The organism is Clostridioides sp. ZZV14-6153 (assembly GCF_020657855.1).
Lineage (GTDB): Bacteria > Bacillota > Clostridia > Peptostreptococcales > Peptostreptococcaceae > Clostridioides.
The window spans coordinates 80,464-99,085 of the sequence record NZ_JAGWCZ010000012.1 but is presented as its reverse complement, the minus strand read 5'-3'; the positions used below and the strand labels follow the sequence as shown (position 1 = coordinate 99,085).

Genomic DNA, 18,622 nt, shown 5'->3' with positions numbered 1-18,622 from the left:
TAATTATATCATAAACGTTTATGAGGATTGCGTTGAAGACTACGAAGCCGAATTAGATTTTTATCTAAGTAATGTTTCGTCTGACACATACGAAACTTATGTTAAAGAATATTGCTCTCAAAATTATTCATAATTTTTTTAAAATGTATGCTGTCTACTTATTTCTATTTTACCATTTTTATCTATTTGCTTTGTTACTACATCTAAATTACATTCTTCTTTTGTGTTATTGCAAGGTTCCATCCAACTGCTTATAGTTTGTTTTTTACCTGTTTTTTTAGCTTTTTCTATTAAACTATTAATTCTTTCAGCTTCTTCTTTTTCTCTTTTTTGTTTTTGTTTTTCTTCACTTTCTTTTTTAAGTTCTAATATTCTTTTTGCTTCTTCTCCCATTTTCAATAATTCTTTTTTTGTAATTTCATAAAATTTTCTAAAATCATAGATTTCTTCTTTCGCCAAATACTTTTCTAAGTTTATATTAGTTTTAGATATATTGTATAAAATTCTTTTCAAATTAGTGCTTCTATTTATTTTTATATTTTTTATATAAAAGCATCCAGTTTCCTTTTCTATTTTAATAATTTCGTTTGCTGGTAACTCATCCCAATTATTATTAAAATAATCTTTTTCGTGTTGTTCAGCAGCATTTAAAAATTGTTCTCTTATTTCTGCTAACTCATCTGGAACTTGCAAAGTAAGTATTTTATTGCTTTTCACATTTAATAATTTTTTTATATTATTTGATACTGCACCAAAAGTTTCTATCGAAAAAACAAATCCTTTATCTTTCTTTGTATAGTTAAATCTTGCTCCTGTTTCTTCTTCTTTTTTAACTAAAGTCGTATTTATTTTTATAGTACTAATGTCAAAAAGCTTTTTCTCTATATCTTTTGTTATTATAATTTCACATATCCCTCTTTTAATTTCGAATTCATATCTCATTTCTTCTTTCATTTCTGTATCCCCCTTTTTATTTAAGAAAGATAAGCAAAGTCTAAACTGTGCTTTGTAATCAACATCATTATATTTTTCTTTTATTTCTCCTGTAATTTTATGTGCTTCTTTAAATAAGTTTTTCATCTTTACTTACCTCCTTGTTTTATTTTTTCTATATTCTAATTATAAGACCTTTTATTTCAAAAGTCAAGAACAAATACAACTTTTTAGTTGTATTTTAAAACAAATAAGTTGTTTTATAAAACTATGTAGTTGTTTAATAGTCAAACTTATGTTATTATATATTTATAAGATAAGTTTGCAAGGAGGTGTTTTTGTGAGCAATGATTACATTAGTGAAATAAAAAGTTTAATTGTAAGAAAAAATCTAACTATTAAAGATGTCAATGATGCTTTAAATGAGTTGAATCACACAAATTTTACTTATGAAAATTTAAGAAAAAAAATATCTAATGGAAATTTAAAATATAGCGAGACATTAAAAATAGCAGATATTTTAGGATATGAAATTGTTTGGAAGGAAAAAGAAAAATAGACATAAAAAAAGAAGGTAGCTACTGGAGTTAGTTGCTACCTTCTAATCTATCTATTAATAAAATCTAATGCTTTGTAAAGCGTGTCAAATCTATCATTACCTTTTATCATTGTGTAATTTTCTTTAGTAATAGAACTTATCTTATTACATGCTGCACCCCCTACAACGTATAAATTTTCCGTCTGACCTGGTACATAATCTTTTATATCACATATTAATATCTTTCCGTCATTGTATCCCCAACCAAGCACAGTTGCAAGTATTTTGTCAATTTCTCCATCATAAACTATTGTATGTTTATACATCTGCTTGACTCCCTCATTGTTTATACTTTTATTCAATACTCCTTCTACAATTAACTTAGCCATACCTTCGTATCCAAGTTTCTTAGCCTTCTCATAATCCTCTTTATTATCACAAAAGAAACTTTCAATCAGCACTGCTGTAGGTTTCGAACCATTTAAAATATATAATCCTTTATCTAATTTAGCACCTCTATTTCTAAATATGGTGCCTAATTTCTTGCATATTCTAGTTGCATACTCTAGACCTTTACTACTGTAATATAGCACCTCTGAACCTTTCCCTTGACCATCACTCGCATTTAAATGCAGTTCTATGAGTAAATCATATCCTCCACCATTAACTCTAGGTATTTTATAAGACTTTTCCTCATTCTTAGATTTAAATTGTCTTTCGGGGCATATTATTACATCTACCTTATGTCCTTCTTTTCTAAACATATCTGCTAATACTGGTGCAAGTGACTTATTGTATTGATACTCGTTAATCACTCCATCAGCCGAAGTGCATGCACCACTTTTTAAAATACTGTGTCCTACTGTAATACATATTTTCATTACTTTTCACCATCCTTTAGTTGTTTATAAACTTGATTAACTCCTATTGCTACTCCCCAACAAATTACTCCTTGTAAGACTGCATCAGCATTCAATCCTAGCATCCACACTGAAAAGCCTATGCCAAGTATCAATAACACTACTGGAATATACTTATTATCTAGTTGTTTATATTTTTTGCAACCTGCTCCTATAACATAAAGAGCAGCAACTAAAATTAGTAACTGCTCTGGTATAAAACTTATTAAATTATCCATTTATTTTCCTCCTAATTAAAATATTCCTCTCTGTATTGCAAATATAAAGAATCCTACAAGTGTTGTAATCATTGTTCCAATCAACCACTTTAACATACTTGTAAGTGAGTTTAAGTTCTCACACAATGCTTTTAACTCTGCTTTAGACTCTATATTTGCTATCTTTAATTCGTCTATTTCTTCTCCATGCTTATTTATTCTTGTTTCATGTCTTTTTAAATCTGCTTCTAAAAGTTCTTCATTCATGTAAGCCTCCTTATTTGTATTAAAATAAGACTTAGAGATTCATCTAAGTCTTTTACTTTTCACATAAAATTAATTGTAAGCTAAAGCAATCCAATTAACTTTACCGCTTTTAACTCCTATGATAGGGCATGTTATAGTATTCCCGTTTTTGAACTCGCTAAGGCTCCAAAGCCAAGGGTTTTCTAGCGCTCCAAGTGCAGTATTTATAGAAGAACAAAAAAAGTTACCACTATAGTAAATAGCCGTAGAATTAGTCCAACGTGTGCTACTATTCCCACTTTCAATACTACTATATGCAATAAATATCGTAGGGTTATAAGTAATGTTACTAATTGAAATGTAACTACATTGAACAACTGTAGCATTCCCATAAGTATTAAATATCTTAGATGAAGAAGAACTTATAACATTTGCAGTTCCTGAATAAAGCTTCATGCTTCCTCTCAAAGACTCTTGTAAACTATTTATAGTACCTTTAAACCCCACAATGTAATTCGCATATTCTTGAAATGTTTGCTCTGATGTAGCAGGGGAGCCGATAGCAGTTGATAAAATTGTTTTACCACTATCGGCTTCTTGAAAAGCCGAATCTGCTCTATCTATACATTCTTTCAATGCTCCCTCAACATTATCACTAGTAAAGTTATTCTCTGTGTCTTCTATAGTTACTTTCTTTGCTTCTAAAACAAGATTTCTAACTTTGTTAACTAACTCTTTAAAAGTCAATTAAATCACCTCTTTCCAATAAAAAAGAACCTCTATATTGTTGGTTCTTTTCCTTCTACTACTCCACTTTCTTTAATTATATAATCTTCTACTGCTTTTCTATACTCTGTATTAGTTACATCGTCTAATTCAAATTCTCGATTTTTCAAAGGGTTCAATCCTTTGTTTAGAATTCTTTCTGCTAGTATTCTTACTACAACATTATTTATCATTATAATAATCCTCCTACCTTTTTATTTTCTACAAGCAGCAATTCATCTTCTTGAATTGTTTTTAGTGTATTCCGATTGTCTTCTCCTATAAAAATTAATCTAGTTGATGCTTTTTTTACTTCTGTTTGAAAATAAGATGAAAATAAACCATAGAGTCTAGAACTTTCACTATAATCAAATCCTGTGTAATATCCTATATGGTTTTCAGCTAAACTAGCCCAACATCTATAATATCGACTATCTTGATTGCTTCCTCCTCCGATAAGACACTGTTTAACCATAAAACCAGTGTTGTTACCACCTATTACATCTGATATTGTACCAACCTTTCTTCCTACTCCATATTGTATATTTCTTTTATTCCTTGTAATTATTCTTATATATACACAAGCATTTTCAACTCCACAAGTGCATCTACTTACCTCCTGTAGACAATTTCCCCATAAATCTTCTATTCCTAAGAATTTCATTTGTTCATCTCCGTTTTGTTCTCCATATATCATGCCTTTGAAATTAGAACCACCTGTGTTTATTTTATTTGACTTTCCATGCCCTGATATATAAGAGCTATAACCAACTCCTAAGCTAAAAAAGTTTATTGATTTAAACATCACAACAAATAGAATCTGCAACATTAATACACATTGATAGTCCAAAGAATCATATCCAGGAACATGTTTATATATTAAACTGTAGAATTGTCCACGTGCTCTTACTTCTGGACTACCATTTTTTTTACTTCTTAAGTTATTATTTTCCAAAGATGCTAAATATGCACCTATATAAATAAATTCTTTTTCTGTACTGCCAATTAAATGTGCTGGACATTCATAATCATCATCTAATTTTGTTTTAGATATAAATATATCCATGTAGTTATCAGAACTCTGTATTTTCCAATAAAATTTAGGAAATTCAATCATAACATCTGTGTCATCTTCTACATTAGTTCCATCTTCATACATATTAAAATTTTCTTTTTTAATATACTTTGTTACTATTCCATCTTTAAATCCACATGGCTTTATGTCTCTAATAAAATCTATAGTATCCCAACTACCATAACTCCCAACACTGGCAGGAGTCATTCCTATTGCATCTCCTACATAACTTACACAAGTATCTGGATTTTCATCCAACTTATTTATCCTAACACCTAACTCTTGTGGATTTAACTTATCAACCTTGCTTACCAAGTCGCTCAGTTTATCAACTTCAGAAGTCTTTACATTTTTATTTGTTAAGATATTCTTTAGTGAACTTGATATTGTATTTATACTACTACCAATACTTTCAAATTTATCAATTAAATTTTTTAAATTTTCATCAGACATTTTATCACCTCACTTTCTACAATTTATTTATAATACTATTTGCTACATTTACACCTCTTGTTACTTCTCCAGTTAATTGTTCAGCAATTTTATTCATTTCCTCTTTTATCTTTTTAGATGAATAAGTAGTCATTTCAGACACTCTGTTATCATCTACAGTTGCATTTATAAAATGAGTTTCTGCATTTCCATTTATCACATAGACATTTAATTCTGACCTTGTTTCACTTCTAATTTCTATAGAATTATCATCTATAATTTTAAAGTTTGTAACTACATTTTCTTTTGTAGTAGCATCTATAATACTTACAGTTATTCTCTGTGTTAACAAACTATGTGTTACAGTTGCTTTAAATCCATTTTCTGCATCCTCCACCCAATCATCAATTGTTATCGTTTGAGTAGATGCCACATTTGAACCACCTGCGATTAATTGGTCAATTTTAATATTTTGTTTCTCATTTTCTGTGTCAATTCTAGTGTTCAGCTCTGTTTTAGCAGTTTCTAAATTATTTGTTAATTCTGTTTTAGTTGTATCTATTTTAGTGTCTAAGTCTTGTATATCTTTGAGTGTGGCAAAGATTATTGTAGGGTCAATTTTAAGTTCTATATTATTTACATTAGATACAATAAGCACAGTTTTAACCTTCATGTCAACAACTGCCCCTTGCTCTATAGAAGGTTTATAACACTCTTTGTATTTAGAAATGGCAATTAAATTATTTTCATCATCTAAATATCCTATTTCTCTTATCATAAACCCGCCTACACTTGATGGTATTAAACTCTCTAATATTATACAATTTGGTGCAGTTTCATCTGTAGTTGTATTTCCGATATTGCCTTCCCATACCACATTTTTAAGAGCTGTCTGACTCTCAGTAGGAGTATATTCACTCCCTCCTCCATCACCAAGTTGAATTTTTACAAATCCCACTTTATTACCTGTGACACTTGCATTTGCTATCTTTGCTTTTCCTACATTTGTAATTATAGTGTAATAACTTTTATCTATAGCCAATATATCACCTCCTAAAATATTGTTACCTCTTGGTATCCAACTCCATTGCCAGTTAATACATCAATTTCTCCATAAGTTTCTATATCTGGTGGACTCCAAGGGTATATAGTTATTTCTTGACCCATTAGGGTTGTTATACCAAAATTCATATAATTATCTTTACTGACTAAAACTCTAGTATAATCAAGAGTCATGTTACATGGTTTAATATTACTTACAAAAGAATGAACTTCATCAAACCAATCTTGGTTTCTTGCATCACTCTCAAGGTGTATGTTATAAGTAGCATTATTAATAGTTAACTCATAATTTCCTTCTCCAACTATATTGTTTAACCAGTTTCTTAAAAATCTCTCTGAATAAGGTAATTTACTTATATATTTACTAAAAATCCTAAATCTTCTATCTTCTAAACTCTCATTACTTTTAGGAATTATAGACATTATCTTTTCCCATCTTTTTATACCACTTGGAGTTAAATCCTCTAAAAACTGGTCATTTGATAGTTCTTTTAATTTATCATGTAATGTTTTTATTTCTTTGTTTTCTGCATTAAATACTTTTATATATTCTTCTTTATCCTGCAAAACTTGTGGTAAGTAATTTATTAGATTAATCTCTTTATCCAACTACCTCACCTCTTATTACTATGCTGTTACTATCTATTGTTAGATTAGATTTAACATCATTTATCATTGTGTTTGTAATATCTAACACTCCATCAATACTAAGTAATCTAGTTTCAATTTGAGATATACGGACTATTAAGTTTTCTTCATCTTCCCAACTCATGTTAAGTTCATTTAAATAGTCGTCTATTGCTTCTTCTGCTATAGTCTTTATATTCTCCCAAGTGTAGTTACTCTTATATGTTATTTCTGCTGATATATTTATAGTTGTACTTGTAACTCCTTCAACAGTAACTTTATGTCCTATTGGTGCTAACCCAAGACCTTCTCCTTGATGTCCGATTGGGTCAATTTCTTCTTGAACTAAATTAACTAAGTCAGTGCTTGGTACTTTGAAATTAGAATTAATTATTACTAACTTAACAGTACCTCCACCAGCCCAAGTTGGATATACTTTAACTCCTCCAACATCAGGCAATTTATTAACTTCATCCTTATAGTTTTGAATATTACCCCCAAAAGATTGAGAATTTAAACTGTCATAGTATCTTTGTCTTAGACTGTCCTCGCTCTCTTCATCTTCTCCATTAATTAATATTTCAGTTAACTCAGCAGTTTCAAGACCATCTATATATTCGATAGGTATTAGTTGCCCTAACTCAAATATAGGTCCAGCAGTTTCACATTTCATCTTATATATACCTTCAGATATTCTCTCAATTGCTGTATAATTGTACTCCCCTAAATTAAACCTAGAATCAAGTGGAATATCTATATTAAAGACACCCTTAGCAATTGTATTAGTAGCAGATAGTGGCGTGATTCCTCGTTCTTTGCATCTTTTCTCTAAATAGTAATAACTAGCAGTATCAACAAAGGTTTGGTCTAGTAATTCATCCATTGCAATATACGTTTCTGTAAGTTCTATAGCAACTGGTGCCAAGGCATTATATATTATAGAACCTTCTCTTTTATCAAATGTATCTGGTACACTATCTAACATTCTTTTAATTATATTTTCAAAAGTCATTAACTCAAACAATTATACACTCACCACCTTCTCTGCTTTAATATTTCCATATTTTGTATGAACTATAAACTTACAATGTACTTTTCCTTTTATATTTTGAAACTCAAAATTATCTACATTTTCAATCCTATCATCTTGAATTAGTGCTTCTGTTATCCTTCTCTCTAACTCTGGTATTACAAAAGTTATAGGCTCTCCAATAAGGTCGTTCAACTCGACTCCATAATTCCAACTATATATTAAGTGCTCATACCTTTCAGTATTTAAAATCAAAAAGATGGTTTGTTTTAATGCTTCCACATCATCACAAATACCATCTACTCTGTTTTTTTCTATATGAAGTTTAAATGTCTTACTTGGTTCTTGCCTTACATCAAAATTAATTATTGATACATCTTCAATGTCATAGTCAATGTTATCCGTTGGTATCACTTCATCACATCCTATCTAATATTAAATATTGTTGTCCTCCTTGCATACGAATTAAGACTACTTTATCTCCTATTTTTTTATCTGTATATCTTTTAAATGTATCTGTTTGTATTAGAAAAGATTCTTCAAAAGATGCTTTTTGCTCTATCTTAACTACTAAAGGATTAACACTTTCTATAGTTCCAAATGCAATTTGCATTGGATTACTTGTTTCTACTGCATCCATCGCTGCTTTCTTAATTATTTGTAATAATTCTTGGCTCATATTTAACCTCACTTATATAAATCTTCTCACATGTGTGTACGCTTTTCCTTTTCGATATGAATCAACTGATTGTATTTTTACTACATCACCAGTCTGTGGTGAATGAATCATTTGACCATTTCCAATATACATCATTACGTGATTACTACTACCTCCACCAACTCTACATAATAAGTCTCCTGCTTTCCACTTACTTCTATCTTTTAAGTCTACAGCCTTTCCTGCCTTGCTTTGTGTTGCAACTGTTCTAGGGATGCTTATACCTATTTGTTTATAGCACCATTGTGTAAATCCAGAACAATCAAATGTATTAGGACCTTCTGCTCCTCGAGCATATTTACAACCTAATTTACCTTTAGCTATACTAATTAGTTTATCTGCTTTAGAACTATTATTTGTAGATGTATTGGTATTGTTATTATTGTTTTGAACTTGATAAGTTGCATCTTTTAAGTTTTTTTCTGCTTCCTCATTACTTCCAACTCCTGTACCCGAATTATTAGGACTATAGGTACTTCCTGTTATTTGTTTATAAAATTTGCCTACTCCTGGTACCCAATCTTTATTAAGAGGACTATCATAAAGTGGAGCATATTTATCTCTTATACTTTCTAATGTTTTTCTTCCGATATGGATATAATTTCTTGATAAATTACTTATACCTCTTTTTATCCCTTCATCTACAGAATTAAAAGACATCCCTTTCATACCAAAGAAATTATTTTTATTTTTACAAAGTGAGGAACTACCATTAGCAGTTTCATGTATAGAAATAGCAGCCATTAAAGCTGCATTGACCTTGTAAGCATTAGAATATTTAACAAATATATTTCCTGTATTTGATAATTTACCTTTAAATACTTTATTCAATTTATTTATCATGTCATTATCTTCTTTACTTGTAGTACTTTGTACAGGACCATTTTTCTTTTCATCTTTATTATTAGTATTTCCACTACTATAACTTGATGAAGAATAAGAAGCAAATTCGTCTCCATCAACAAGAGTTAAATCCATAAAATGTGAATTATTTTCAAATGTATGTTTTACTTTCTCAACTAACATATAATTTTGTAACTCAATATCTCCTAAATCTAAAAAAACAGGTATTAAACAACCTGCTCTAACTCTAATGTCACCAATCACATTTTTTAAACTTAATGACTTAGTTTTCTTATTATATAATTTTAAGAGCATTTCTGCTTTTTTGTCCATTTCTGCTTTTGTCACGTTACTATCTACTGTATCAAATAGTTGTAGAACTCCCCAACTTCTTATATGAACTGAATCTTTTACTGTAGTAGAAATCCTTTGACCTGTGTTTTCATCCTCTTTTAATAATTTTACTTGAGTATAAGTATCACTATCAATCGAAGAATTATAGTCAAAATCCTCAATCACATCATTATTCATAACTACATCTAATTTCATAGAAGCTACATTCTTTAATACTAGCCGACCAAAATCATCATAGAGTACATACATTTCCTTTTTCTCTCTTAAAGTATCATCTAAAGCTGTTAGCACCATGTCAAAAAGTGTTTTATTTTCTTCTATCCTAGATATTTTATACTTAGTATCTTCTATAGATTTACACTTTAGTTTAAAATCGTCAGCTAACATTTTTATTATTTCACTTGCTGTATAATTTTTAAAAACATAAGTATCTTTATTCTTAAAATATCTCAACTGGTCGTAAGCAACAATTTTAATGTGATTTTCTTTATCTCTTTTCTTCTGAAATATATATCCATAGAATATACCTACACCTTTATAATACAGCCTTACAGAGTTACCTTCACAAAACTCTAATATATCATCCATGACTATTGTAAATTCTAATTTACTTGGCGCTCCTCGTCTTTCTATCTCCCATGTAATTCCATCCAAAACTACAGGCTCATAGAAATCTTCCCAATGTGCTATGACTAATCTTACATCTCTATCATTTGCCAAAACTAATTCATCAGCCAAGCCTCAACACCTGCCCTTTATAGATGGTGTATTTAGGTACTCTTTTACCCTTATTTGCTTTATCCATCATTGTTTTATTTAGTTCATATACTTTCTTATATAACGAACCATTTCCAAGTTGTTTTTGACAGATTGACCAAAGAGAATCACCTGCTTTGACTGTATAAGTCTTACCACTTGGGGCATTAACAGAATCGACCCTCTTAGGTTCTATCTTTACGTTTGGTCTCCCAGTATCATTAGTAGTTTTAGGTGTCGCAGGAACTAATTTTTTAGTTGAATAATCTCTATATTGTTTTAATTTTATTGCAACCTTAATATCTGAACCATTGTCTGCATCTTCTACTATGTTATATTCCTCTAAAGATACTTTTATATTTGTATTAAATAATACTTTGTTACCTAACTCACGAGACACAATGAATTGGAATGGCTTACAATCTGTCTTTAGTAATTCTAGTTTACTTAAAAAGAATTGGACATCCTTAAATTGCCCTCGATAAAATGGTAATTTATTATGTGTAAACTCTGCTTCAAAACTTAGTTCAGATAATCCTTCCTTTTTTAATATATTTACTTCTCCAACATTTATTAAATCAATTGTCTTATTTTTATTTGTCACTTTGACTTCAAGCTTACCAGGTGCGATTGGTAACTGTACTCCATCTAGGTAAAAATCATAAGCCATCTATATCCCTCCTCTCTAAACTATTCCCTCAGCTGAGACAACCATAGCATCATTTAATTTTTCTGTTAAGACATTGACTATACCATCCACATCTGCATCTTTGCTTATATTATTAGTGTTGTTCATATCAATTTTTATGTTTACTCCTGTAAATTTATTGATTACTTCTTGCTCTGCAATGTCTCTAAGATATTTTAAATCTTCTTGACTTTTATCCATTGTTTTAGCCATTTTAGCTGTATTTCCTGCTGTGTCTTTTGCTCCTTTTGCTGCATCGTTAAGCGGAGAGTTTAGTCCCGCTGAGCCAAATCCATCTCCTAATCCATATTTTTTGTCCCAAAGGTCGTCTAGACCTAATTTTTTCTTTGCATCTTCTGCTATTTTACTAATATCAAATTTATCTTTTATGTTGTTTTCTAATTTCTCACCAAATTTGTATCCTCCATCCCACGCTTTACTATAATTAAACCTATCATAATGTAAAGAAGATGGGTCAATTCTTTCTACTTTTATCTTAGCTTCTCCTGCCACTTCATCTGTCCAACCTTGTAACTTATCTGACCATCCACTTACTGCATTTGCTAGGTTTGAACCAAATATAGTGTCTATTGCAGAAGCTATACTTTGTAAAATACCTAAAACAGTATCTGCCATCCCTGAAAATAGCCTTATCACAGAACCTAATGGGTCATTAAACACATTTGCTAAAAATTCTGCAAAAGTAGCAAATGTGTTCCAAATCAAAGCAACTATATCTATAAGCATATTACCTACTGCAATAAATATATTACCTATGAAACTTGCCGCAACTGATATTGCTCCTGCTACTGCACCAATTGCACTTATACTAGTTCCAGCAAAATGGTTAAAAACTGCAACCCCAACAAATAAAGCTACTACTAAAGCTATTATCCCTGCAACTACCCAAAAAATTGGACATGCTAACATAGCTTCATTTACACCCCATTGCCCAAGTGCATATAATACTAAAGATTTATACCCTGCTAATGTTTGAGTATTTAAAAGCATCTGAGCAAACATTACAACAAATTTAGAAGCTGCAACTAATTTTTCCCACAACCACATTCCTGCCAAAGCTAAAGAATAAATTGCAATAGCTGCAACAACTCCATAAATTATAGGTGCAATAATACTCCAATTTTGTGCAAAAACATTAACAACATTTAATGCTTCCGTTATTATCCAACCTAGTGCTTGTGCTATCAAGCTAACACCTACAATAATAGCGTTTGTGAAAGCTTGAAAAAATGGACTTCCTAATATATTTACAATCCCATTAAAAATATTAAAAAATACATTGCCTAAAATATATAATCCATTTATAAAATTATCTATAAAGGTTCGGAAGCCTTGGCTAGACATGGATTGTTCTATCTTTTTCTGTATAACACCAAATATCATTATTGTATTATTTTTGATAGATGTCCAAATTTGGTTAAATGTGTAAGGCATCTTCTCGAACTCTGCATTAGTCTGCTCTGCTGCTGTAAGTAATGAGTTTTTTACAATATCCGCTGTCAACATACCTTCACTAGCCATGCTTCTAATTTTTCCTATGTCGACGTCCAAATAATCAGCGATAGATTGGATAATATTAGGTGCTGACTCAAACACAGCGTTTAACTCTTCTCCTCTAAGGACACCACTCCCTAGTCCTTGTGTTAGCTGTAAAAGAGCCGAATTCATTTCTTCTGTTGTAGCACCCGCTATTACAAATTTTTTGTTGAGTTGCTCTGCAAAACCTACTATTTCTTTTGTACTACTAAACGCCTTCTCTGCATTCATACCCACACGTGAAACTATCTTTGCAGTATCCATATAAGATGCTCTTGACCTCTCAGCAGATTGAAATATCATCTTATTTAATCCGCTATCTGATTGTTGTCCATCATTTACCATACCAAGTCTTGCGTTTGTGCTGGTCATCTGGTCAGATAGGTTAACAAGATTCCCTAAAGTTCTTAAACTCATATACACTCCAACAAGTTTTTTCGCACTTCCAACTAGTCTATCTGTAGAACTTGTACCTTTATTTATATCCTCATTAAGTTTTCGCTGTTGATTATCTGATTCTCTTATCTGTCGTTCTAATCTATCAAATCCAGCTTCTGCCCTTGCCAGTTCTTCTCTAGCTCTTATTATGCTATTAGCATCTACTGCATTACTAGAAGTTCTTTGTAATTGCTCAAAAGAACTTAATACTATATTCATAGCAGTTGTCATATGCCGAAATGCAGGTGTCATTCCATCAAATATACGGATTGATGTTTGTATTGTAGCCATATTTTAACCTCCTTCCTTATTATTTTAGACACAAGAAAAGAGTAATCAACTCGATTACTCCTTAAATCAACTATTTTATCATTTCTTCTCCATCAAATATAAAAGACTTTACATCTTTGCCATCACTTGTAAAAGTTATTTGAAAATCACTTCTAAGTATTGCTCCCAGTGAATTTTGAGAGTCTACATAAGACTGAACTACTATTTTTTCTTTATCTTTAGAAAATGCCCATTCTGTTATATTTGGAAATTTAGCTGTACTTGGTGACTTTAGAATTGCACTAACACCATTTTGACATTGTAATTGTAATTCTGTTTTTTCATCAATTGTAAGAGTGTAATCACTCACTTTTGATACTATTTTACTATCTTTATAAAAGTCATTATCAGCCCATCTAATATTGTAAACTGAATTATCTTTATTCAAATACAATATTATATTTTTAGAACCACCAAATTCTATTCTATATCCTTTTTCTCCATTAAAATGTGCATTATCCAATCCATTATCATGCTTTATACTCTCAAAATCTTCTATTCCACATTCTTTCAGTATATTAGCTATATTTTTAATTTTCTCTGGTTCTGTGTTCATAACCTCAGAAATTTTTTGTTCATCTTTAGACATTTTAATAACATCAATTTTCTCTGTTTTTGCTTTTTTAATATGTTCTTCATTATTTTCATTAGCTACTGGTTCAGTATTTTGAAGTTCCCCTTTAAATAAACTACTATATATCTTTATATCTGCTATTATAACAACCATAAAAAAATATATTGCAAATAACCCTCCTGCAATCTTTAGTATCTTCTTATTTTTAAATCCTTCTATTAATAAGTTTATACTTGCCTCTCCTAAAAAAGCGGCTATTGTAATCGGAAATAAAATAAAAGCCAGTACTCCAAAGAATATTTTCTTGCCTTTGCTCAAAGTTTTAAACTTATTCCACATAATATAATATCCCCCTAAATTATATTCTTTAACAATATTATACTATATCAGTAAAATTTTTACATTAGAGATTATCTTCTTCTTCCTCTCTTTGCATCTTTATCAGCTTTTTTAGCTTCTTCCTTTTCTTCTTCTACTTTAATATCTATAGAAGCTGCAACAAATGCTTTTTCATCGACTGGCAAATCCATATATTTGCTAGGCTTCCATTTAAATTTGTGAAGGCAATAATGAGCTATATTAGCATCAAAATCGCCTTCATAAATTAGTTTTTTGCTTCTTCGACCTTATCCTCAAATGAATTATCGAATCCATTTATATCTAGCACCTCTTGCACATATTCTGTGTATTCACCTGGTGTAAGCATGGCCTTAAGTAATTGGTTAGCTCCCATAACTCTATAGCTATCTTGCAACATTGAGTCATTCAAATCAGGGAAAACTGTGCAAACTATACTTAATTCTTCATAATATTTATTGTAGTCAGTTACAGTGTTGTATTGTCCTGTGTGTTTTCCTTTTTTATTTAAAATCGGCTCTCTCTTTGGACAATTTTTTCTTATTGCAGCATCTTCTTCTGAAGATAATGCTCTTATTTCCCATTCTATTGCTTTTCCTTCTTCATCTATAAATCTATTACTTGCTACATACTTTCTATTCTCTACTTTTATTGCATTTTGACTTAAAAAAGCGTTTAAATCTCCCATATTCTTATTCTACCTCCATTATTAAATATTTTGTTTGTTTTTCTATTGTTGCAACACCAGCTTCATTTATTTCAAATTTTATTATTATTGGCTTTAATGACGAACCATCAATTGTGTCTGTTGCTAATTTATCCGATATGTCTATAAGATATTTCCCTGCTTTTTTGTACATCTCGCTGACACGCTCTTCTATAGTTCTTTTATTACTATAGTCAAATGAAACTGAGTCTTTCATTTTGTATTTATCTTTAATTTTAACCATCTCCTTATTTATATAAATATAAAATACACATCTATAATTTATAAATGTGTATTTTATTCCATCCCTATTAATGTTTTAAACTTCTCAACCAATTCCCAATCCTCGCATGTAAAATCCATATCTTCTTCTAAATATTCTCCATCAGCATCAAACTTAGTAATTATGCCTGAATCCATATTACAGTCTTTTAAAATTACTGTCTGTCTCCCTACTGAACTTGTTGGGTCTTCATTAGTAACTTGTATATCAAAGTAAATGTCTTCTCCAGTTTCTTTGTACCTATAGAGAAGCTCTCTAAATATAGAAGTATTGAAATGAAATGTTGCACTACCTGTAATTTTACTACCTGTTGTTTTATTACCCTTTGTAGTTTTTCCTAGAATTGGTACTTCACTTTTTGTTTTTTCCATCTTAGCTTCTAAATTAATAGCTTGCATAAAATTGTATCTTTTACCCTCTATTGTTACAAAACATTCTGCTAAAGATGCACTTATTGTATCTTTAACGTTCATAGGTGCGTTTTTAGGCATCTATTTATCACACTCCTTTCTTTAACTAACTGAAACAGTCATATAAAGTTTACTCATTGCATTAATAACCTTAACCGCATCACTCACTATAACAGTTTTCTTATCGTTTCCAAGTTCCACCAAAACATCATCAGTTTTGAAATCCTCTATTGCTCTAATGTTTTCTAATTCTTTATGGTGTTTTACTACATCATTCCAAAAACTTATTCTTCCTGCCTTGTCATTTGGTACTTTTCCTAAATACTTTGTATTGAATAATATTGCAATATCATTAGCGATTTGGTCTAATACTCTAATAGATTGATTAGATGAAAAATCGTCATTCTTTTCATCTGTAAATGATACAAAAGTGTTTATATCCTCTAATACATGAACTTCATCTCCAACTTTATGGAATATAAATTTACCTGTTTTTAAAGCTTCTTCAAGTTGTATTTGAGTATAGTTAACATCAACATCAAACTCACCATCATACTTTTTATTTGTATTAGATTTGTTTATGTTGCATCCTGCTATAGCTCCAGTCGACCAATAAACTAAACTAGATTCTAATAATCCAATATCTTTAATCTTATTCTCAATAGATACTACACCCTCATAATCTGCATCACTTTTCTTATATAATACAGTTTGAAACTTTGCTCCTACCTTATCTCTCATTCTCTTTGTAAATTCTACAAACAAACTTTTAATCTCTGCTGTTGTACCCAAACATCCTAAAGCATTAAATGAGTAACTTTCTATTTTATCCAAGAAAGCTTGATACTCTGCTCCTGTAACTGATTCTCCATTAGTTCCACCAGTAAATACAAGTCCTGCACTTGCTTCTAATGTTGCATCCTTTTTCCAAATGACATAATCATTATCTTCTAAATCTGTAATAACTTTTGCTATTTGAGTATCTACCTTCTTATTATCCAAAAGTGTTACAACATCAAACTTAGTGTTATCATCAATGTTTGTTGCAACTACTATCTTCAAATCATTACCTCTTATTCCACTATATTTAGCAGTAGCAATAGTACAACTAGCTTTAACACCTTTGTTTAGTTTATAAAAGTAAGCTAATCTTATATTTTTAAATAAATCTCTAAGACCTTTTAACTTCTCATGTGTATAATCATATCCAAAATACTTAGTTGAATACTTCTCAAAATCATCACTTGTTACTTGAAATACTTCTTCATCAATACCCCAATCGAGTTCTAAAGGCATTGCAACAATACCTCTATCACTAAGAGAACTGGTTGCCCTCTTAGCTGAGATAAAGTTTATATAAGCACCTGGAAGTATTTTATTCTGTGTTACAAATGTTCCTCCACCTAGAGCCAAATTAACTCACTCCTTTCATAAATTTATTTATTCTATCCTCTACCTGTGAGAAGGAATACAATTCATCATCTTTTAAAATTGCATTCAACAAATCTTTTCTATTTACATACCTTTTAGAATTAACTATCTGCTCTTTAGTAAACTTATAATTTTCTTCTTTACTTAATGTTTTACTCAAGTTTATCACCTCTCTTTAGCCCACCAAATAACTCTACTGTATCCATTTTATCTGCATTATTACTCTTTATAGTGAAGTAGTTATAATCAACGAAGAAATGAAGAACATTATCTATAATTTCAAAGTTCATATTAGTACCTCTGACTAAATCTCCATCAATTTCTATATACTCTAATTCCTCCAGTAGCATCTCAGCTACCTCATTTATTTCAAATGATTTATCATTACTTTTGGGAAAATAATGTACATCAAAAGAGTTCTTTTTTAATGTCCTGCCACTTGGATATGATACTTTGCTTGGATTTAAAGGAACAATAAAAAAACAAGGTTCATTTATACCTTGCTCTACATCTTCACTATAAATTGTATATTCATTTCCAAATGATTTATCTAATTTAATAGATATTCCATCTATAATATTATTAAGCATCAAACACTCCTTTCAACAAAATTAATAGTTTTTTCTCTATAATCTTATCAATCTGACCTTGTAACTCCATTTCTGAAATAGTTAAAAAATGTTGTCCTTTAACCCATCCCTTACCATTCTTAGTCCTATGCCCAAACTCAACATATGAAGCGTATTCTGTTGGATTGATAACCTCTATGATGTAATTATTACCACTTTTATACACTGGAAGTGACCTAGCATAAGCTATTCCACTCCAACCTTCTCTTAGAAATCCTGTATCAACTGGTGTTCTTCTAATTACTTTACCAAGCAGTCTTGCTGCTAATTCTCTTGCTGCATCTTTGCAAAACTTATCTAAATCAATCTTTGTAAATTTCTCCATTCTTCTACAAGCTCTTTTAAACTCTCTAAAATCAACACTACCCCATCTAGCCATTAAGCTTTATCCTCTAGTAATTCTAAGACAACTTCTTGATGGTTTGGATATATAGCTGATTCTCCACTTCTTACATATTCTTTATCATTTATAATAAGTTTTGAACCTGCTTTAATTTCTGTATCTGGAGATATAAAGAGTTTAATAGTTTGCTCTAGTTTAGCTACTTTTCCATCTGTAGCTGATGTAATATTTTTATATGATAACTTACAAAGTTGATTTTCTAATACAATCACTTCTTTATTGTTAGTTCGTTTTGTTACAGGGTCTTTAACTGGCTGATACTCAACTATAGTACATTTATCTCTATATAGCATTTCTATTGCTTTTCTAGTCTTATCCAT

25 protein-coding genes are annotated in these 18,622 nt (G+C 30.2%); 1 reads left to right on the top strand and 24 read right to left on the bottom strand.

The features are described 5' to 3' along the window. Positions 1–138: 138 nt before the first annotated feature. Positions 139–1,080 (bottom strand): hypothetical protein, encoded by a 942-nt coding sequence (locus tag KGF46_RS14660; RefSeq protein ID WP_227850522.1) that lies wholly within the window; start codon positions 1,078–1,080, stop codon positions 139–141. A 193-nt stretch (positions 1,081–1,273) separates the two neighbouring features. Here KGF46_RS14660 and KGF46_RS14655 point away from each other — a divergent pair, with 193 nt between their 5' ends. Beyond that, positions 1,274–1,492 carry a hypothetical protein gene (locus KGF46_RS14655; protein WP_227850523.1) on the top strand — a complete coding sequence of 73 codons (219 nt, stop codon included), beginning with the start codon at positions 1,274–1,276 and terminating at the stop codon, positions 1,490–1,492. A 47-nt stretch (positions 1,493–1,539) separates the two neighbouring features. Here the strand turns inward: KGF46_RS14655 and KGF46_RS14650 are convergent, their stop codons facing one another. The 23 genes from KGF46_RS14650 to KGF46_RS14540 form a co-directional block, all read right to left on the bottom strand. Next, positions 1,540–2,352, bottom strand: a complete 813-nt coding sequence (locus KGF46_RS14650) for an N-acetylmuramoyl-L-alanine amidase (protein WP_227862138.1) — start codon at positions 2,350–2,352, stop codon at positions 1,540–1,542. Then, the gene (locus KGF46_RS14645; protein ID WP_227862137.1) at positions 2,352–2,609 is read right to left on the bottom strand and encodes a phage holin family protein; all 258 of its coding nucleotides are present in this window, start codon (positions 2,607–2,609) and stop codon (positions 2,352–2,354) included. Before KGF46_RS14645 ends, KGF46_RS14650 begins: the two co-directional genes overlap by 1 nt. A gap of 15 nt (positions 2,610–2,624) precedes the next feature. Further along, positions 2,625–2,855 (bottom strand): hemolysin XhlA family protein, encoded by a 231-nt coding sequence (locus tag KGF46_RS14640; RefSeq protein WP_227862136.1) that lies wholly within the window; start codon positions 2,853–2,855, stop codon positions 2,625–2,627. A 69-nt stretch (positions 2,856–2,924) separates the two neighbouring features. Continuing rightward, entirely contained in the window at positions 2,925–3,581 is a 657-nt protein-coding gene (locus KGF46_RS14635; RefSeq protein WP_227862135.1) for a hypothetical protein, read from the bottom strand. 32 nt (positions 3,582–3,613) lie between these two features. Next, positions 3,614–3,796: a hypothetical protein gene (locus KGF46_RS14630; RefSeq protein WP_227862143.1), complete on the bottom strand. Its 183-nt coding sequence runs from the start codon at positions 3,794–3,796 to the stop codon at positions 3,614–3,616. Continuing rightward, positions 3,793–5,127: a hypothetical protein gene (locus KGF46_RS14625; RefSeq protein WP_227862134.1), complete on the bottom strand. Its 1,335-nt coding sequence runs from the start codon at positions 5,125–5,127 to the stop codon at positions 3,793–3,795. Before KGF46_RS14625 ends, KGF46_RS14630 begins: the two co-directional genes overlap by 4 nt. 16 nt (positions 5,128–5,143) lie before the next feature. Then, positions 5,144–6,148 carry a phage tail protein gene (locus KGF46_RS14620; protein ID WP_227862133.1) on the bottom strand — a complete coding sequence of 335 codons (1,005 nt, stop codon included), beginning with the start codon at positions 6,146–6,148 and terminating at the stop codon, positions 5,144–5,146. A gap of 11 nt (positions 6,149–6,159) precedes the next feature. Then, a complete protein-coding gene (locus tag KGF46_RS14615; RefSeq protein ID WP_227862132.1) occupies positions 6,160–6,777 on the bottom strand; it encodes a YmfQ family protein in 618 nt (205 codons plus the stop codon). Then, positions 6,770–7,819: a baseplate J/gp47 family protein gene (locus KGF46_RS14610; protein ID WP_227862131.1), complete on the bottom strand. Its 1,050-nt coding sequence runs from the start codon at positions 7,817–7,819 to the stop codon at positions 6,770–6,772. The genes KGF46_RS14615 and KGF46_RS14610 overlap by 8 nt, the downstream gene beginning before the upstream one ends. Then, positions 7,820–8,239: a DUF2634 domain-containing protein gene (locus tag KGF46_RS14605; protein ID WP_077745262.1), complete on the bottom strand. Its 420-nt coding sequence runs from the start codon at positions 8,237–8,239 to the stop codon at positions 7,820–7,822. It lies immediately after the preceding gene. Between the two features lie 4 nt (positions 8,240–8,243). Continuing rightward, positions 8,244–8,504 (bottom strand): DUF2577 domain-containing protein, encoded by a 261-nt coding sequence (locus KGF46_RS14600; protein WP_077745261.1) that lies wholly within the window; start codon positions 8,502–8,504, stop codon positions 8,244–8,246. Between the two features lie 12 nt (positions 8,505–8,516). Beyond that, positions 8,517–10,478 carry an NlpC/P60 family protein gene (locus KGF46_RS14595; protein ID WP_227862130.1) on the bottom strand — a complete coding sequence of 654 codons (1,962 nt, stop codon included), beginning with the start codon at positions 10,476–10,478 and terminating at the stop codon, positions 8,517–8,519. Continuing rightward, positions 10,471–11,166, bottom strand: a complete 696-nt coding sequence (locus KGF46_RS14590) for a LysM peptidoglycan-binding domain-containing protein (protein WP_227862129.1) — start codon at positions 11,164–11,166, stop codon at positions 10,471–10,473. The genes KGF46_RS14595 and KGF46_RS14590 overlap by 8 nt, the downstream gene beginning before the upstream one ends. Before the next feature lie 15 nt (positions 11,167–11,181). Then, positions 11,182–13,470 (bottom strand): tape measure protein, encoded by a 2,289-nt coding sequence (locus KGF46_RS14585; RefSeq protein ID WP_227862128.1) that lies wholly within the window; start codon positions 13,468–13,470, stop codon positions 11,182–11,184. A gap of 70 nt (positions 13,471–13,540) precedes the next feature. Then, positions 13,541–14,422, bottom strand: coding sequence for a hypothetical protein (locus KGF46_RS14580; protein ID WP_227862127.1), 882 nt, complete (start codon positions 14,420–14,422; stop codon positions 13,541–13,543). 265 nt (positions 14,423–14,687) lie between these two features. Then, entirely contained in the window at positions 14,688–15,128 is a 441-nt protein-coding gene (locus KGF46_RS14575; protein ID WP_227862126.1) for a phage tail assembly chaperone, read from the bottom strand. A gap of 4 nt (positions 15,129–15,132) precedes the next feature. After that, positions 15,133–15,363 (bottom strand): hypothetical protein, encoded by a 231-nt coding sequence (locus KGF46_RS14570; RefSeq protein ID WP_227862125.1) that lies wholly within the window; start codon positions 15,361–15,363, stop codon positions 15,133–15,135. Positions 15,364–15,443: 80 nt separating this feature from the next. Then, the gene (locus KGF46_RS14565; RefSeq protein WP_050574410.1) at positions 15,444–15,920 is read right to left on the bottom strand and encodes a phage tail tube protein; all 477 of its coding nucleotides are present in this window, start codon (positions 15,918–15,920) and stop codon (positions 15,444–15,446) included. Positions 15,921–15,941: 21 nt separating this feature from the next. Beyond that, positions 15,942–17,252, bottom strand: a complete 1,311-nt coding sequence (locus KGF46_RS14560; RefSeq protein ID WP_227862124.1) for a phage tail sheath family protein — start codon at positions 17,250–17,252, stop codon at positions 15,942–15,944. Position 17,253: 1 nt separating this feature from the next. Continuing rightward, on the bottom strand, positions 17,254–17,439 hold the full coding sequence (locus KGF46_RS14555) for a hypothetical protein (RefSeq protein WP_227862123.1): 186 nt from the start codon (positions 17,437–17,439) through the stop codon (positions 17,254–17,256). After that, on the bottom strand, positions 17,423–17,860 hold the full coding sequence (locus KGF46_RS14550; protein WP_227862122.1) for a DUF6838 family protein: 438 nt from the start codon (positions 17,858–17,860) through the stop codon (positions 17,423–17,425). Before KGF46_RS14550 ends, KGF46_RS14555 begins: the two co-directional genes overlap by 17 nt. Beyond that, the gene (locus tag KGF46_RS14545; RefSeq protein ID WP_021373986.1) at positions 17,853–18,278 is read right to left on the bottom strand and encodes an HK97 gp10 family phage protein; all 426 of its coding nucleotides are present in this window, start codon (positions 18,276–18,278) and stop codon (positions 17,853–17,855) included. The genes KGF46_RS14550 and KGF46_RS14545 overlap by 8 nt, the downstream gene beginning before the upstream one ends. Then, positions 18,278–18,622, bottom strand: a complete 345-nt coding sequence (locus tag KGF46_RS14540) for a hypothetical protein (RefSeq protein WP_227862121.1) — start codon at positions 18,620–18,622, stop codon at positions 18,278–18,280. Before KGF46_RS14540 ends, KGF46_RS14545 begins: the two co-directional genes overlap by 1 nt.

Excerpts from the sequence above, each read along its gene's own strand:
- KGF46_RS14660 (WP_227850522.1), bottom strand. The coding sequence starts at position 1,080 with ATGAAAAACTTATTTAAAGAAGCACATAAAATTACAGGAGAAATAAAA.
- KGF46_RS14645 (WP_227862137.1), bottom strand. The coding sequence starts at position 2,609 with ATGGATAATTTAATAAGTTTTATACCAGAGCAGTTACTAATTTTAGTT.
- KGF46_RS14650 (WP_227862138.1), bottom strand. The coding sequence starts at position 2,352 with ATGAAAATATGTATTACAGTAGGACACAGTATTTTAAAAAGTGGTGCA.
- KGF46_RS14565 (WP_050574410.1), bottom strand. The coding sequence starts at position 15,920 with ATGCCTAAAAACGCACCTATGAACGTTAAAGATACAATAAGTGCATCT.
- KGF46_RS14570 (WP_227862125.1), bottom strand. The coding sequence starts at position 15,363 with ATGAAAGACTCAGTTTCATTTGACTATAGTAATAAAAGAACTATAGAA.
- KGF46_RS14545 (WP_021373986.1), bottom strand. The coding sequence starts at position 18,278 with ATGGCTAGATGGGGTAGTGTTGATTTTAGAGAGTTTAAAAGAGCTTGT.
- KGF46_RS14540 (WP_227862121.1), bottom strand. The coding sequence starts at position 18,622 with ATGGATAAGACTAGAAAAGCAATAGAAATGCTATATAGAGATAAATGT.
- KGF46_RS14590 (WP_227862129.1), bottom strand. The coding sequence starts at position 11,166 with ATGGCTTATGATTTTTACCTAGATGGAGTACAGTTACCAATCGCACCT.
- KGF46_RS14550 (WP_227862122.1), bottom strand. The coding sequence starts at position 17,860 with ATGCTTAATAATATTATAGATGGAATATCTATTAAATTAGATAAATCA.
- KGF46_RS14625 (WP_227862134.1), bottom strand. The coding sequence starts at position 5,127 with ATGTCTGATGAAAATTTAAAAAATTTAATTGATAAATTTGAAAGTATT.
- KGF46_RS14580 (WP_227862127.1), bottom strand. The coding sequence starts at position 14,422 with ATGTGGAATAAGTTTAAAACTTTGAGCAAAGGCAAGAAAATATTCTTT.
- KGF46_RS14575 (WP_227862126.1), bottom strand. The coding sequence starts at position 15,128 with ATGGGAGATTTAAACGCTTTTTTAAGTCAAAATGCAATAAAAGTAGAG.
- KGF46_RS14640 (WP_227862136.1), bottom strand. The coding sequence starts at position 2,855 with ATGAATGAAGAACTTTTAGAAGCAGATTTAAAAAGACATGAAACAAGA.
- KGF46_RS14585 (WP_227862128.1), bottom strand. The coding sequence starts at position 13,470 with ATGGCTACAATACAAACATCAATCCGTATATTTGATGGAATGACACCT.
- KGF46_RS14600 (WP_077745261.1), bottom strand. The coding sequence starts at position 8,504 with ATGAGCCAAGAATTATTACAAATAATTAAGAAAGCAGCGATGGATGCA.